General features: G+C 71.3%; 16 protein-coding genes. 12 read left to right on the top strand and 4 right to left on the bottom strand.

Annotated elements, in window-relative coordinates; translation table 11 throughout:
- Positions 1-1,113 carry a succinyldiaminopimelate transaminase gene (gene dapC / locus ACJMNC_RS04075; protein ID WP_408946667.1) on the top strand — a complete coding sequence of 371 codons (1,113 nt, stop codon included), beginning with the start codon at positions 1-3 and terminating at the stop codon, positions 1,111-1,113.
- Between the two features lie 107 nt (positions 1,114-1,220).
- Here dapC and dapD read toward each other — a convergent pair whose 3' ends face one another.
- A complete protein-coding gene (gene dapD, locus ACJMNC_RS04070; RefSeq protein ID WP_408946666.1) occupies positions 1,221-2,183 on the bottom strand; it encodes a 2,3,4,5-tetrahydropyridine-2,6-dicarboxylate N-succinyltransferase in 963 nt (320 codons plus the stop codon).
- Between the two features lie 36 nt (positions 2,184-2,219).
- Here dapD and dapE point away from each other — a divergent pair, with 36 nt between their 5' ends.
- The 10 genes from dapE (at position 2,220) to glgC (ending at position 11,270) form a co-directional block, all read left to right on the top strand.
- Positions 2,220-3,326 carry a succinyl-diaminopimelate desuccinylase gene (gene dapE, locus ACJMNC_RS04065; RefSeq protein WP_408946665.1) on the top strand — a complete coding sequence of 369 codons (1,107 nt, stop codon included), beginning with the start codon at positions 2,220-2,222 and terminating at the stop codon, positions 3,324-3,326.
- A gap of 26 nt (positions 3,327-3,352) precedes the next feature.
- Entirely contained in the window at positions 3,353-4,135 is a 783-nt protein-coding gene (locus ACJMNC_RS04060; protein WP_408946664.1) for a TIGR00730 family Rossman fold protein, read from the top strand.
- Entirely contained in the window at positions 4,132-4,674 is a 543-nt protein-coding gene (locus ACJMNC_RS04055) for a TIGR00730 family Rossman fold protein (RefSeq protein WP_408946663.1), read from the top strand. The genes ACJMNC_RS04060 and ACJMNC_RS04055 overlap by 4 nt, the downstream gene beginning before the upstream one ends.
- Before the next feature lie 42 nt (positions 4,675-4,716).
- Positions 4,717-6,537 (top strand): long-chain-acyl-CoA synthetase, encoded by a 1,821-nt coding sequence (locus ACJMNC_RS04050; RefSeq protein ID WP_408946662.1) that lies wholly within the window; start codon positions 4,717-4,719, stop codon positions 6,535-6,537.
- 33 nt (positions 6,538-6,570) lie between these two features.
- Entirely contained in the window at positions 6,571-7,497 is a 927-nt protein-coding gene (gene folP / locus ACJMNC_RS04045) for a dihydropteroate synthase (protein ID WP_408946661.1), read from the top strand.
- The gene (locus tag ACJMNC_RS04040; protein ID WP_408946660.1) at positions 7,494-8,486 is read left to right on the top strand and encodes a glucosyl-3-phosphoglycerate synthase; all 993 of its coding nucleotides are present in this window, start codon (positions 7,494-7,496) and stop codon (positions 8,484-8,486) included. Before folP ends, ACJMNC_RS04040 begins: the two co-directional genes overlap by 4 nt.
- A 10-nt stretch (positions 8,487-8,496) precedes the next feature.
- Positions 8,497-8,838: a DivIVA domain-containing protein gene (locus ACJMNC_RS04035; RefSeq protein ID WP_408946659.1), complete on the top strand. Its 342-nt coding sequence runs from the start codon at positions 8,497-8,499 to the stop codon at positions 8,836-8,838.
- Positions 8,839-8,901: 63 nt separating this feature from the next.
- The gene (locus ACJMNC_RS04030; RefSeq protein WP_408946658.1) at positions 8,902-9,069 is read left to right on the top strand and encodes a DUF3117 domain-containing protein; all 168 of its coding nucleotides are present in this window, start codon (positions 8,902-8,904) and stop codon (positions 9,067-9,069) included.
- Positions 9,066-9,938, top strand: coding sequence for a putative RNA methyltransferase (locus ACJMNC_RS04025; RefSeq protein WP_408946767.1), 873 nt, complete (start codon positions 9,066-9,068; stop codon positions 9,936-9,938). The genes ACJMNC_RS04030 and ACJMNC_RS04025 overlap by 4 nt, the downstream gene beginning before the upstream one ends.
- A gap of 117 nt (positions 9,939-10,055) precedes the next feature.
- Positions 10,056-11,270, top strand: coding sequence for a glucose-1-phosphate adenylyltransferase (gene glgC / locus ACJMNC_RS04020; RefSeq protein ID WP_408946657.1), 1,215 nt, complete (start codon positions 10,056-10,058; stop codon positions 11,268-11,270).
- A 45-nt stretch (positions 11,271-11,315) separates the two neighbouring features.
- Here the strand turns inward: glgC and ACJMNC_RS04015 are convergent, their stop codons facing one another.
- From ACJMNC_RS04015 to cofD, 3 genes are read right to left on the bottom strand one after another with little or no spacing between them, the layout of a single operon-like run.
- The gene (locus tag ACJMNC_RS04015) at positions 11,316-11,915 is read right to left on the bottom strand and encodes an NUDIX hydrolase (protein ID WP_408946656.1); all 600 of its coding nucleotides are present in this window, start codon (positions 11,913-11,915) and stop codon (positions 11,316-11,318) included.
- Entirely contained in the window at positions 11,912-13,255 is a 1,344-nt protein-coding gene (locus ACJMNC_RS04010) for a coenzyme F420-0:L-glutamate ligase (protein ID WP_408946655.1), read from the bottom strand. The genes ACJMNC_RS04015 and ACJMNC_RS04010 overlap by 4 nt, the downstream gene beginning before the upstream one ends.
- The gene (cofD, locus tag ACJMNC_RS04005; protein ID WP_408946654.1) at positions 13,252-14,265 is read right to left on the bottom strand and encodes a 2-phospho-L-lactate transferase; all 1,014 of its coding nucleotides are present in this window, start codon (positions 14,263-14,265) and stop codon (positions 13,252-13,254) included. The genes ACJMNC_RS04010 and cofD overlap by 4 nt, the downstream gene beginning before the upstream one ends.
- A 276-nt stretch (positions 14,266-14,541) precedes the next feature.
- Here cofD and ACJMNC_RS04000 point away from each other — a divergent pair, with 276 nt between their 5' ends.
- Positions 14,542-14,859: a WhiB family transcriptional regulator gene (locus ACJMNC_RS04000; RefSeq protein ID WP_408946653.1), complete on the top strand. Its 318-nt coding sequence runs from the start codon at positions 14,542-14,544 to the stop codon at positions 14,857-14,859.
- The last annotated feature ends 2 nt before the right edge of the window (positions 14,860-14,861 follow it).

Genomic DNA, 14,861 nt, shown 5'->3' with positions numbered 1-14,861 from the left:
GTGAGCCCTGCGCGCCTGCAGCCGGTGAGCGCCGGACTGCCCGACTTCCCGTGGGACACGATCAGCGGTGCCCGGGAGCGGGCGGCCGCGCATCCGGACGGGATCGTGGATCTGTCGGTGGGCACCCCCGTCGACCCGGTGGATCCGGTGATCCGGCGGGCGCTGGCCGACGGCTCGGAGTTTCCGGGCTATCCGGCGACCGCGGGCACCGCGGCGCTGCGCGAGGCCGCCGTGGCGGCGCTGTCGCGGCGTTTCGGCGTGGACGGCGTGGCCGAGTCGGCGATCCTGCCGGTGATCGGCACCAAGGAGGCCATCGCCGGCCTGCCGTCCCAGCTGGGCGTGCCGGCCGGGGCGCTGGTGGTGATCCCCGAGGTGGCGTACCCGACCTACGAGGTGGGCGCGCTGCTGGCCGGGGCGCAGGTGCTGCGGGCCGATTCGACGGTGGCCCTCGGACCGCAGAGCCCGGCGCTGATGTTCATCAACAGCCCGTCCAATCCGACCGGCAAGGTGCTCGGTGCGGACCATCTGCGCAAGGTGGTGTCCTGGGCGCAGGGCCGCGGGGTCACCGTGGTCTCCGACGAGTGCTACCTGGGCCTGGCCTGGGACGACGAGGCGCTGTCGATTCTCGATCCGCGGGTCTGCGGCGGCGACCACACCGGGCTGATCGCCGTGCACTCGCTGTCCAAGTCGTCGAATCTGGCGTCGTACCGGGCCGGCTTCCTGGCCGGCGACCAGGCGCTGATCAGCGAACTGCTGGCCGTGCGCAAACACGCCGGCATGATCATGCCCTACCCGATCCAGCAGGCGATGATCGCCGCACTGACCGACGACGAGCACGTCGCCGCTCAGCGCGAGCGCTACCGGGTGCGGCGCGAGAAGCTCAGAGCCGCACTGGAATCGGCCGGTTTCACCATCGACTGGTCCCAGGCCGGGCTCTACCTGTGGGCCACCCGGGGCGACGACTCCCGCGCCACCCTCGACTGGCTCGCGCAGCGCGGCATCCTGGTGGCGCCCGGCGACTTCTACGGCCCCGCCGGCGCCCGGCACATCCGGATGGCGCTCACCGCCACCGACGAGCGCGTCGACGCCGCCGTCGCCCGCCTGCGGGCCTGAGCCGCCTGCCCTTCTTCCGCGCGACAGAAAAACGCTCGCGCTCCCGTGTGTACGGGAGCGCGAGCGTTCGACTGTCGCGCGAGCCCGGCGATCCGCCGGGAGGAGGGTCAGTCGTTGGCGTGCAGGGCCTCGTTGAGGGCGATGCCGTCGCCCTCCTTGGCGCGGACCTCCACGGCACCGGTCTCCGAGTTGCGGCGGAAGAGCAGATTGTTGCGGCCGGCCAGCTCGCGGGCCTTGACCACCGTGCCGTCCGGGCCGGTCACCTTGGTACCGGCGGTCACGTACAGACCGGCCTCGATGACGCAGTCGTCGCCGAGCGGGATACCGCAGCCGGCGTTGGCGCCGAGCAGGCAGCGCCGGCCGATGGAGATGATCTCCGTGCCGCCGCCGGAGAGGGTGCCCATGGTCGACGCGCCGCCGCCGACGTCCGAGCCGTCGCCGACCACCACGCCGGCCGAGATCCGGCCCTCGACCATCGACGAGCCCAGGGTGCCGGCGTTGAAGTTCACGAAGCCCTCATGCATCACCGTCGTGCCCGGGGCGAGGTGGGCGCCCAGGCGCACCCGGTCGGCGTCGCCGATGCGCACCCCCGAGGGCAGCACGTAGTCGACCATCCGCGGGAACTTGTCCACCGAGTACACGGTCACCTGGCCGCGGGCGCGCAGCCGTGCCCGGGTGGCCTCGAAGCCCTCGACCGCGCACGGGCCGAAGTTGGTCCACACCACATTGCTCAGCAGTCCGAACTGGCCGGTCAGGCTCAGGCCGTGTGGCTGCACCAGGCGGTGCGAGAGCAGGTGCAGACGCAGGTAGACGTCGTGCGCGTCGATCGGGTCGGCGGTCAGGTCGGCGATGGTGGTGCGCACCGCCACCACGGTCACTCCGCGGGCGGTGTCGGGTCCGACCAGCTCGCGCAGGTCGGCCGGGACGTCGGCCCGGTCCAGGACCACGGTGCCGGCCTCGCCGGGCTCCACGGTCAACTCGGGTGAGGGGTACCAGGTGTCCAGGACGACGGCCCCGTCGTCGGCGGTCAGCGTGGCGATTCCGATGGCAACAGCACCTTGAGTAGTCACGCGGTCAGTCTATCGGTCCGCACTAGAGTGGTCGGTGTGAGCGTTCCCGATCTGAACCTGCGTGCCGATCCCGTCGACCTGACCGCCGCGCTGGTGGACATCCGCAGCGTCAGCCGCGACGAATCGCTGATCGCCGACGCGGTCGAGGCGGCCCTGCGCGCCCAGACCCGCGGCTTCGAGATCTCCCGGTTCGGGAACCGGGTGCTGGCCCGGACGCACCGGGGCAAGCCGAGCCGGGTGATCCTGGCCGGGCACCTCGACACCGTGCCGATCGCCGGCAACGTGCCCTCCCGGCGCACCGTCGACCAGACCGAGGGCGAGGTGCTGCACGGCTGCGGCACCGTCGACATGAAATCCGGCGACGCCGTCTTCCTGCACCTGGCCGCGACCCTCGACGATCCGGCCCACGATCTGACGCTGATCTTCTACGACTGCGAGGAGATCGCCGCCGAGCACAACGGTCTGGGCTTCATCGAGCGGGAGAAGCCCGACTGGCTGGCCGGCGACGTGGCCATCCTCGGCGAGCCGACCGGCGGGCAGATCGAGGCCGGCTGCCAGGGCACGCTGCGGGTCCGGCTGACCGCGACCGGCACCCGCGCCCACTCCGCCCGATCGTGGATGGGCGAGAACGCGATTCACAAGTTCGGCCGCGCGCTGACCATGCTCGGCGAGTACACCCCGCGGCGGGTCGACATCGACGGCTGCGAATACCGGGAGGGCCTGTCGGCGGTCGCCGTGCACGGCGGCGTGGCCGGCAACGTGGTGCCCGACGAGGCCTACCTGGACGTGAACTTCCGGTTCGCGCCGGACCGTTCGCCGCAGCAGGCGCTCGAGCACGTGCGCGAGGTCTTCGCCGCCGACCTGCAGGCCGGGGTGCTCACCGCCGAGGTGACCGATTCGGCGCCGGGCGCGCTGCCGGGACTGGGCCGCCCGGCCGCCGCCGCACTGGTGCGCGCCGCCGGTGGACGCTTCCGCGCCAAGTTCGGCTGGACCGATGTCGCGCGCTTCTCCTCGCTGGGCGTGCCCGCGGTGAATCTGGGCCCGGGCGACCCGAGTCTGGCGCATCGCGCCGACGAGCGGGTTCCGGTGGCGCAGATCCGCGAGGTGACCGATCTGCTCGGGGCGTATCTGCGCGGGGAGTGACCGGCCCGATTGCTAGGTTGGGGCGCATGACCACCCCGCTCAGCGATGACGTCCCCGTTCCCGACGAAGGCGACTACCGGTACGCAGGCCCGGCACGCGTCCTGGTCCCGGAAGGGCAGGACTACGTCACCAGTGACGAGACCCTGCTCGAATGGGTCGATCCGCGCGACCCGGGCCGGGCGGCCGCGCGCACCGTGCGCGACTCGTGGCGGGTGCTGCGCATCCAGTCCGAGTTCGTCTCCGGCTTCGACACCCTCGAGAACGTCGCCGAGGCGGTGACCGTCTTCGGATCGGCCCGGGTCCGTCCCGGCGACGCCGAATACGACATGGGCATCGAGCTCGGCCGGCTGCTCGGCCAGGCCGGCTACGCGGTGATCACCGGCGGCGGTCCGGGCGCCATGGAGGCCACCAACCGCGGGGCCTACGAGGTGAACGCGCCGTCGATCGGGCTGAACATCGAGCTGCCCTTCGAACAGCACCTCAATCCGTGGCTGACCATCGGGGTGAGTTTCCGGTACTTCTTCGTCCGCAAGACGATGTTCGTCAAGTACGCGCAGGGGTTCATCTGCCTGCCCGGCGGCATCGGCACCCTCGACGAGCTCTTCGAGGCCCTCACCCTGGTGCAGACCGGCAAGGTCTTCCGCTTCCCGATCGTGCTCATCGACAGCGCCTTCTGGGGACCGCTGCTGGACTGGATGCGCACCACCCTGGTCGACTCCGGGAAGATCTCACCGGAGGATCTGGACCTGATCACCCTGGTGGAGACGCCGGCCGAGGCGGTCGCGGCGGTGCAGCGGGCCCGCCGGTGAGCGGCATCTGCGTCTACTGCGCGTCCGGACCGGTCGACGAGGAGTACCTCGAGCTGGCGGCGGCGACCGGCCGGGCGATCGCCGAGGCCGGGCACACGCTGATCTCCGGTGGCGGCAATGTGTCGATGATGGGCGCACTGGCCCGGTCCGCCCGCTCGGCCGGCGGCTACACCATCGGCATCATCCCCGAGGCGCTGATGCGCCGGGAGGTGGCCGACGTCGACGCCGACGAGCTGATCGTCACCACGTCGATGCGCGAGCGCAAACGGCTGATGGACGAGATGGCCGACGGCTTCATCACCCTGCCCGGCGGCATCGGCACCCTCGAGGAGGTCTTCGAGACATGGACCGGCGGCTATCTGGGCCTGCACACCAAGCCGGTGGCACTGCTCAATTACCGCGGTTTCTACGATCCGCTACTGGACTGGCTGCAGAATCTTCAGGGACGGGGGTTCGTGTCGGCCGCCGCGCTGGCGCGGATCGCGGTGGTCGACGACGTGGGGGCGGCCTTGTCCGTGGCTAACCCGTCGGTAACATAACGCAGCAGAGGTCACATTCGGCGACAGAGAGTGAAGCGAACCATGGCGACTGACACCAGCGCGGGCACTGCTCAGCGGGAGGGTGGATCCCACCATCCCGGGGCCAAGGACTCGGTGGGCGTGATCGATCTGCTCAAAGGTGTGGCCGGCATGGTGCCGGATCTGCTCGGCATGGCCAAGCACGCCCCCGGACTGGTGTACCGCCCGGCCGACGCGCACAAGACCATCGGGCACATCGTGGCCGGGCTCGCCGCCAAGCATCCGGACCGGCCGTTCATCCGGTTCGACGGCACCACGCTGACCTACGACGAGGCCAACCGCACGGCCAACCGCTACGCCGCGGTGCTCGCCGAGCGCGGGGTGGGCCCGGGCGACGTGGTGGGCATCCTGGCCAAGAACAGCGCCACCGACCTGCTCTGCGTGATCGCCACGGTCAAGCTCGGGGCGGCGGCCGGCATGCTCAACTACAACCAGACCCACCACGTGATCGACCACAGCATGTCGCTGCTCGACGCGAAGGTGCTGCTGCGTGATCCGGATGCCTCCGAGGCCTTCGACTCGATGAGTCCGGAGGTCCATCCCGAGCACGTCCTGGACTTCGCGGCGCTCGACGCGGCCGCCGAGGGCAAGTCGGAGGCCGATCCGCCGATCACCGCCGAGCTCCCGGCGTCGACCATCGCCTTCTACATCTTCACCTCCGGCACCACCGGACTGCCCAAGGCCAGCCTGATGAGCCACAACCGGTGGCTCGCCAACTACTCGGGCATCGGCGGGCTGGGTGTGCGGCTGCGCGGCAGCGACACCATGTACGTGCCGCTGCCGCTCTACCACAACAACGCCCTGTCGGTCTCGCTCGGCGCGGTGCTCGCCGGCGGCGCCTGCATCGCGATCGGCCGCAAGTTCTCCGCCTCCCGGTTCTGGGACGAGGTGATCGCCAACCGTGCCACCTCCTTCTGCTACATCGGCGAACTCTGCCGGTACCTGCTCTCGCAGCCGGAGAAGCCCACCGACCGGCAGCACGCGGTCCGGGTGATCGTCGGCAACGGCATGCGGCCGGAGATCTGGGACGAGTTCTCGCAGCGTTTCGGCATCGACCGGGTGGTCGAGTTCTACGGCGCCAGCGAACTCAACGTGGCCTTCGTCAACGCCTTCAACGTCAAGCGCACCGCGGGCTTCTGCCCGCTGCCGTACAAAGTGGTCGAGTACGAGGCCGACGGCAGCCCCAAGCGCGATGCCAAGGGCCGCCTGCGGACCGTCGCCAAGGGGCAGCCCGGCCTGCTGATCGCGCAGATCAGCGAGCGGGTGCCGCTGGACGGCTACACCGACGACGGCGAGACCGAGAAGAAGGTGATCCGGGACGCCTTCAAGAAGGGCGACGCCTACTTCAACTCCGGTGATCTGGTCCGCCAGCAGGGTTTCCTCCACATCGCCTTCGTCGACCGGCTCGGGGACACCTTCCGGTGGAAGGGCGAGAACGTGGCCACCACCGAGGTCGAGGGCGCCTTCGCCGGCGTCGACGCGGTGGAGGAGGCCGTGGTCTACGGTGCCGCGGTGGGCGGCTGCGACGGCCGCGCCGGCATGGCCGCGATCACCCTGGACCCGGAGCAGACCTTCGATCCGAAGGCGCTGTCGGATCACCTGTACAGCGAACTCCCCGGCTACGCCGTCCCGCTGTTCCTGCGCGAGGTGGACGCCATCGAGGCCACCTCCACCTTCAAGAACCGCAAGGTGGAGCTGCGCGACGAGGGCTTCACCGAGGTCGGCGACGACCGGGTCTGGGTGCTCAAGGGCCGGGCCGACGGCTACGTGCCGTTCTACCCCGAGTATCCGGCCGAGGTGGCCGCCGCGAAGGCGCCGCGCTGACCGGTGCGCACAGCGGGGTGCGAGACTGTCGGTATGGAATCGACTGCCGGCGCGGGACCTGCCGGGGCTGAGCGAGGAGCGTCCGGGCCGGGAGGGGCGGCGGCCACTCTGTGCGGCCGCCCGGTCGCGGCGGACCGGGCGCTGGTGATGGCCATCGTCAACCGCACCCCGGACTCCTTCTACGACCGCGGCGCCACCTTCTCCGACGACGCCGCCAAGGCTCGCGTGGACCAGGTGGTGGCCGAGGGCGCCGACATCGTCGACGTCGGCGGGGTGAAGGCCGGCCCCGGGCCGCAGGTGGACGCCGCCGCCGAGATCGACCGGGTGGTGCCGCTGATCGGCTGGATCCGTTCGGCGTATCCGGACCTGCTGATCAGCGTCGACACCTGGCGCGCGAGCGTGGGCGAGGCGGCCTGTGCGGCCGGTGCCGACCTGATCAACGACACCTGGGCCGGTGCCGACCCCGAACTGGTGCGGGTGGCCGCGCGGGCCGGAGCCGGCATCGTCTGCTCGCACACCGGTGGCGCGCAGCCGCGCACCCGGCCGCACCGGGTGGCCTACCGCGACATCGTCGGTCAGGTGGTCGCCGAACTGACCGCGGCCGCCGACCGCGCCGAGGCCGCCGGCGTCCGCACGGACGGGATCCTCATCGACCCCACCCACGACTTCGGGAAGAACACCCACCACGGACTGGCGCTGCTGCGGGAGCTGGGCCGGCTCACCGGCACCGGCCGACCGGTGCTGATGGCCCTGAGCAACAAGGACTTCATCGGCGAGACCCTGGGCGTGGGTCTGGGCGAACGGGTGGCCGGTACGCTGGCGGCGACAGCGCTGGCCGCCGCGGCCGGCGCCCGGGTCTTCCGGGTCCACGAGGTGGCCGACACCCGCCGCACCGTGGACATGGTGGCCTCCATCATCGGCTCCCGCCCTCCGACCAGGGCGGTCAGAGGACTGGCATGACTGAATCGGGCAGCGCTGCGCCGGCGCCCCACCCGCAGCCCGGCGCGCCGGCGCCGTGGTCGCATACGCACGCCTGGGACCGGCCGGACTGGACGGTGGCGCAGCTGGTGGCCGCCAAGGCCGGCCGCAGCGTCTCGGTGGTGCTGCCGGCCCTCAACGAGGAGCAGACGGTCGCGGCGGTGATCGCCTCGATCGCCCCACTGGTGCCGGACCTGGTCGACGAACTGGTGGTGCTCGACTCCGGGTCGGTCGATCGCACCGCCGAGCGCGCCCGGGCCGCCGGAGCGCGGGTCATCGCCCGCGAGGACGTGCTCAGCGACATCCCGACCCAGCCGGGCAAGGGGGAGGCCCTCTGGCGCGGGGTGGCCGCCACCACCGGCGATCTGATCGTCTTCGTCGACTCCGATCTGATCGACCCGGATCCGGGCTTCGTTCCCCGGTTGCTGGGGCCGCTGCTGCTGACCGAGGGCATCCATCTGGTCAAGGGCTACTACCGGCGGCCCCTGCGGTCGGGCGCCACCGAACTGACCGACGGCGGCGGCCGGGTGACCGAGCTGCTGGCCCGCCCGCTGCTCACCGCGCTCAAACCCGAACTGGGAGAGGTGATCCAGCCGCTCGGCGGGGAGTACGCCGGCACCCGCGAGCTACTCGCCTCGGTGCCCTTCGCGCCCGGCTACGGGGTGGAGATCGGGCTGCTGGTGGACACCTACGACCGGTACGGGCTGGCCGGCATCGGGCAGGTCAACCTGGGGGTGCGCGCGCACCGCAACCGGCCGCTCGACCAGCTCGGGGTGATGAGCCGGCAGATCGTGGCGACGCTGCTGCAGCGCTGCGACATCCCCGACTCGGGGGTCGGTCTGACCCAGTACACCGCCGCACCCGACGGCACGTTCACCCCGCACACCCGCGAGCTGAGCGGCCTGGACCGGCCGCCGGTGGCCGCCCTGCACCGCGCCGCGGCCGGGGAGCACCCGGCGGAGATGCCCTAGGCTGGAACCCGTGACGACGATCGGCCTGTACGTGATCATCATGGCTGCGGTGGTGGCCGTGGTCTTCGCCGTCGTGTGGTTCGCGTTCGGGCGCGGCGAGGACCTGCCCGCCGTGGCCAAGGGCCGCACCCTCACCCGGCTGCCCCGCGAGGGCATCACCGGCGACGACGTCCGCGCGCTGATCTTCACCCAGCGCACCCGCGGCTACGAACAGGCCGAAGTGGACTGGGCACTGGAGAAGCTGGCGCGCGAGATCGACGAACTGCGCGCCGTCGTCGACGATCTCACCCGCCGTCGTCCGGCCGACGATGTACACAGTGCGGGTGTTGTGGAGCCGTCCCCGAAGCGGTGACGAGAGCTGGAACACGTATCATGGAGATCTATCCCACGGTAGTGGAGTGAAGGGAGCTCGGGAATGGCGGCGATGAAGCCCCGTATGGGTGATGGTCCTCTGGAGGCGGTCAAGGAAGGCCGCGGTATCGTGGTCCGGATTCCGATCGACGGCGGCGGCCGTCTGGTCGTGGAGTTGAACGACGAGGAGGCCGGCGCCCTCGGCGAGGCATTGCGCGAGGTCACCGCCTGAATCAGGAACGGCTCCGCCGCTGGGAATCGTTCGCCGGGCTGCTGCGCTGCCCGGTCTGCGCTCAGCCGCTGACCGTCGTCGACGACGGTCTGGGCTGCCCCGGCGGCCATCGTTTCGACGTGGCCCGGCAGGGCTACGTGTCCCTGCTGCCCGGACGCGGCAGCAAACACCGCTCCGATACCGCGCCGATGGTGGCGGCGCGCCGACGGGTCCTCGACTCGGCGCTGTTCGCCCCACTGCGCAGCGCGGTGGCCTCGGCCGCGGCCGACGGCGCCGATCCCGGATCGGTGATCGTGGACGCCGGCTGCGGCACCGGACAGTACCTCTCCTCGGCCGTGGACGCGCTCCCTCAGTCCCGCGGCCTGGGCGTGGACCTGTCCGTCTACTGTGCACGCGCCGCTGCCCGCTGCCACGACCGGGCGGCCGCCGTCGTCGCCGACCTGTGGGCCGGACTGCCGGTGGCCGACGGCGTCGCGCAGACGGTGCTGTCGGTGTTCGCGCCGCGCAACGCCCGTGCGGTGCGCCGCATCCTGGCTCCGGGCGGACACTGGATCGTGGTCACCCCGCACACCGATCACCTGCGCCTGCTGCGCGAACCGCTCGGCATGCTCGACGTGGCCGACGGCAAACTCGGCCGGCTGCGCGCGGAACTGACCGAGCACGCCTTCACCGAGGTGTCGAGCACCCCGGTGCGCAGTGCGGCGACGCTCGGCGCCGCCGAACTCGCGGATCTGGCCGGGATGGGCCCGGCCGGCTTCCACCGCACCGACGCCGAACTGGCCGCGGCCGCCCGCACGCTGGCCGGCCGGCACAGCGGCCGCGTCCCGGCCGAACTGGCGGTGACCGTCACGGTGGCCCGGCGGCGCTGAGACGACCCTCACATTCCCCCGCGGATCTGCGGTACGGCGCAGGTGAACACCGGGGCCAACGGCCCGGGTTGGGGTCGCGACCACCCGCGATCGGTCGCGGCCGGATATGTTGGGACTGTGAGATCGCAACCGCATGTTCTCGGAATCGTCCTCGCCGGCGGAGAAGGCAAACGGCTCTTTCCGCTGACGAAGGACCGCGCGAAGCCGGCGGTGCCCTTCGGCAGCTCCTACCGGCTCATCGACTTCGTCCTGTCGAATCTGGTGAACGCGGGCTACGAACGGATCTGCGTGCTCACCCAGTACAAGTCGCATTCCCTCGACCGGCACATCTCGCAGACCTGGTGGAGTTCGGGTTTTCACGGCGAGTTCATCACCCCCGTGCCCGCCCAGCAGCGGCTCGGGCCGCGCTGGTACACCGGCAGCGCCGACGCGATCTTCCAGTCGATGAACCTGATCGACGACGAGAAGCCCGACTACATCGTGGTCTTCGGCGCCGACCACGTGTACCGGATGGACCCCTCGCAGATGGTCGAGCGGCACATCGAGACCGGCGCCTCGGTGACCGTGGCCGGCATCCGGGTGCCGCGCAGCGAGGCGACGGCCTTCGGCTGCATCGACTCCGACGAGACCGGCAGGATCACCGAATTCCTGGAGAAGCCCGCCGAACCGCCCGGCACCCCGGACGATCCGGACGTCACCTTCGCCTCGATGGGCAACTACGTCTTCAGCAGCGAAGCACTGGTGGAGATGCTCAAACGCGACGCCGCCGACCCGGACTCCGACCACGACATGGGCGGCGACATCATCCCGGCCTTCGTCGAGCGCGACGAGGCCTACGTCTACGACTTCGCCGACAACAAGGTGCCGGGGGAGACCGAGCTCGACCACGGCTACTGGCGGGATGTGGGCACCATCGACGCCTTCTACGAGGCGCATATGGATCTGGTCAGCGAACGTCCGGCGTTCAACCTCTACAACCGGCGCTGGCCGATCCGCGGCGAGACCTCGCACCTGCCGCCGGCCCGCTTCATCAAGGGCGGCGCCGCGAACGACTCGATGGTCGGCGCGGGCTGCATCCTCACCGGCGCCACCGTGCTGGGGTCGGTGCTGGCCAACGACGTGGTGATCGCGGAGGGAGCCGTGGTGCAGGGCAGTGTTCTGATGCCCGGCGTCCGGATCGGCCGGAACGCCGTGGTGCGCAACGCCATCCTCGACAAGAACGTCCGCATCGGCGAAGAGGGTCAGGTGGGGGTGAACCTCGAGCAGGACCGCGAGCGGTTCACCGTCAGCGCCGGCGGCGTGGTCTGCGTCGGCAAGAACCAGGTGGTCTGAACCCCCGCACCCCGTCGCCGCCGGACCGGAGAGCGCGGGCGGTGATCACCGAGTGGCGGGCTCCGGCAGGAGACCGGCGGCGCGCAGCGCCGTCAGGCCGTGGGCGATCACGGCGGGCACCGACTCGGTGTCGACCTGTGCGGGCAGATCGTCCACCGGCCACCAGGCCAGATCCACCGACTCCTCGCTGATCTGCGGCACCGGCGGCGTGCCGTCGGCGGTCGCCGGGGCCACCGCGGCGTACCGCACGTCCAGATGGCGGGTGGGAACGCCCAGCGAACAGGTGATCGGGTGGGTGTGCAGATGCACCGGGCCGGGGGAGAGCACCAGCCCGTCCAGGCCGGACTCCTCGGTCGCCTCGCGCAGCGCCGCCGCGGCCAGCGACGGGTCGCCGGGTTCGCAGTGCCCGCCGAGCTGCACCCTTTTGCCCACCCGCGGGTGCAGGGTCAGCAGCACCCGGGTGCCGGTGGCGTCGAAGACGGCCGCCGAGGCGGTGAGATGGCCGGGCACGCAGGCCCGTTCACACGGATTGCCGGCCGCATCGACGAACGCCAAGTAGGTGTGCCGGAGGGCGTCCTGCTCGGCGTCCGGGGCGTGCCAGCCGCTGAGCGCGGCCCGGGCCGAGGCGGTGAGTCCGCCGGTCACAGCTCGATCACCGCCCCGGGGAGGTCGGCCGCGGCCCGCAGTCCGTCGGGCTGCTCGGCGGGATGGCCGACGGCGACCGCGCCCAGAGGGCGCCAGTGTGCGGGCAGGTCCAGCTGCTCGCGGGTGGTCTCGGCGGCGAAGATCGTCGAACCGATCCAGCAGCTGCCCACCTGGCGCACCGACAGCGCCACCAGCAGCCCGTAGACGGCGGCGCCGCCGGCGACGGTGAACATGGTCTCCTCGCAGCCGTTGCGGCGCGCATCGGGGTAGCGGTGCATGCCGTCGCCGGTCAGCACCGGAATCACCAGTTCCGGTGCGTCGTACAGGATCGCGCCGCGGGCGACGCGCCTGTCCACCGAGTCGGAGGATCGGCCGTCGGCCTCCAGGTCGGCGCGCCAGGCCGCACCGAGAGCGTCGAGCAGCGCCGTCCGTCGCTGCGGCGAACGGACCCACACGAAGGTCACCGGATGCGAGTGATGCGGTGCCGGTGCGGTCAGCGCCTCGGCGAAGGCGGCGCGCATCACCTCCGGGTCCACCGGCCGCGGATCGAAGCGGCGGACCGAGCGGCGGGTGAGCAGCGCCTGCCGCCGGCCCAGCGCGAGGGACTCCTCGGTGCCGAGCCGGAACAGGTCCTCGTCGAGCTCGCGCACCAGATCGGCGGCCGTGCTGCCGTCGTCGACGGGCACCAGGCCGCGCACCACGGCCGCCGGCACTCCGTCGATTTTGCCCTTCACCAGGTCGGCTGCGGCGGCCAGTTCGTCGGCCACGGCGATGTCGGTGACCATCAGGGTGTTGCCGTAGCCGTCGGCCACGCCGTCGTAGGCGTGGCTGACGGCGATTCCGGCCGCGCCGATGGCCACGTCGGTCTGGCCGGTCCGCCAGGCCCGGCCCATGGTGTCGGTGATCAGCACCGCGACCCGGCGTCCGCGTGCGGCGAGGTCGGCGCGCAGCGCCGCAGCCGAGGCATCCGGGTCCAGCGGCAGCAGCGCCAGCTGGTCGGCGGCCACGTTGGAGCCGTCCACCCCGGCGGCCGCCTGCACCAGGCCGTTGCGGTTGGCGGTGATCAGGGTGCGGTTCTTCTGCGCCACCACCCGGACCGTCTCGTCGTCGATCAGCGTGCGCCGCAGGGCATCGCGTTCGATCGGATCGGTGGGCGCCGGCACCATCCGGCCCTCGGTCTTGGAGAAGATCTTGCTGGTGACCACCAGGACGTCGTCGTCGGCGATCCACGGTGCGGCGGCCAGCAGTTCGCCGGCGATGTCGCTGCCGGGACCGAACTCGCCGAGTCCGGTGACCGGCAGGATCTGCAGGCCCTCGCCGGCCCGGTGATCGCGGCTCATGCGCTCACCCCGACCAGTGCCAGCGCATCGCGGACCATCTGCGCGGTGGTCGCCGGATCGGTCATCAGCAGCGGTGCCGCACCGATCGCGATGCCGTCCACCGCGGCGGTGTCGCCCTCGGCGATGAGCCAGCCGTCGAGCAGGCCGTTGCCGCTGCGCGCGCCGTAATGGGCGGCGATCGCCTCGGCGGTGGTCTCCACCCCGATCACCGACAGGCATTCGTCGGCCATGCCGCGCAGCGGCCGGTCGGCGATCACCGGGCTGATGCCCACCACCGGCGCCGCGGTGGTCCGCAGCGCCGAGCGCAGACCGGGAACGCTGGTGATGGCCCCGATGCTCACCACCGGATTGCTCGGCGCCAGCAGCACCACGTCGGCGTCGGCGATCGCCTCGAGCACCCCGGGGGCCGGGGTGGGATTCTCGGTGCCCACCTGGGCGAATCCGTGGGTGGGCACCTGGGCGCGATGGCGGACCCACCACTCCTGGAAGTGGATGGCCACCCGCTCGCCGGGCTCGCCTCCGGGCCGGTCGATCACCACGTGCGTCTCGTGCCGGTCGTCGGTCACCGGCAGCAGCCGCACCCCGGGCTGCCAGCGGCGGCACAGGGCCTCGGTCACCAGGTGCAGCTCGAAACCGGCCTCGAGCATCTGGGTGCGCACCAGGTGGGTGGCCAGGTCGCGGTCGCCGAGGCCGAACCAGGACGGGTCGGCGCCGTAGGCCGCCAGCTCCTCCTTGGCGTGCCAGGTCTCGTCGACCCGGCCCCAGCCGCGCTCGGTGTCGATCCCGCCGCCGAGCGTGTACATGCAGGTGTCCAGGTCGGGGCAGATCCGCACCCCGTGCATCCAGGCGTCGTCGCCCACATTGACGATCGCGGTGACCTGGTGCGGCCCCGCCGGTCTTTCGGTACCGTCGGGTCCGGTCGAGGGGAACTCGGTGGTGCCGAAGAGCTCGCGTACGCCTTGCAGGAAACGGGCGCCGCCGACGCCTCCGACCAGAACGGTGACCTTCACAGCGCCAACCCTACGGGGCGGGCCGCAGGCGCTCGGACGCACGGTTGTCGAGTGTCTGAACGACACGCCGGATTTGCACACGATAACGGCCGGTGTGTCGTCCCTTACGGGGGATTTCCGGATGCGAGTGGTATGGCAATTCTGCCGTTCAGCTTGACTGAGACGATTGTCACCGTGTGTAATCACAGCAATGTCATTCGCGATCTGATCAAGCGGGCCCCGGCTCGCAGAATTCGGTAAGGCACGACAGGAACGAACCAGTGAAGGAGGCGTCGAATGACTGATCCGGTGAATGCAGCGTTCGGCAGCTGCTCCGGGCAGCGCAGTCATCTGTCGGCGGTTCCGACAGAGTTCGAGGAACTCTTCGATGCGGTCGAAGAGCAATGGCAGGACCGCGCGCTGTGCGCGCAGACCGACCCCGAGGCGTTCTTCCCCGAGAAGGGCGGCTCCACCCGGGAGGCCAAGCGGATCTGCCACGGGTGCGAGGTCAAAGCCGAATGCCTCGAATACGCCCTGGGCAACGACGAGCGTTTCGGCATCTGGGGCGGCATGTCCGAGCGGGAACGCCGGCGCCTCAAGCGCGGCATCATCTGAGC

The organism is Gordonia sp. VNK21 (assembly GCF_046098115.1).
Lineage (GTDB): Bacteria > Actinomycetota > Actinomycetes > Mycobacteriales > Mycobacteriaceae > Gordonia.
The sequence above is the reverse complement of the archived record's forward strand: the minus strand, read 5'-3'. Positions and strand labels throughout refer to the sequence as shown.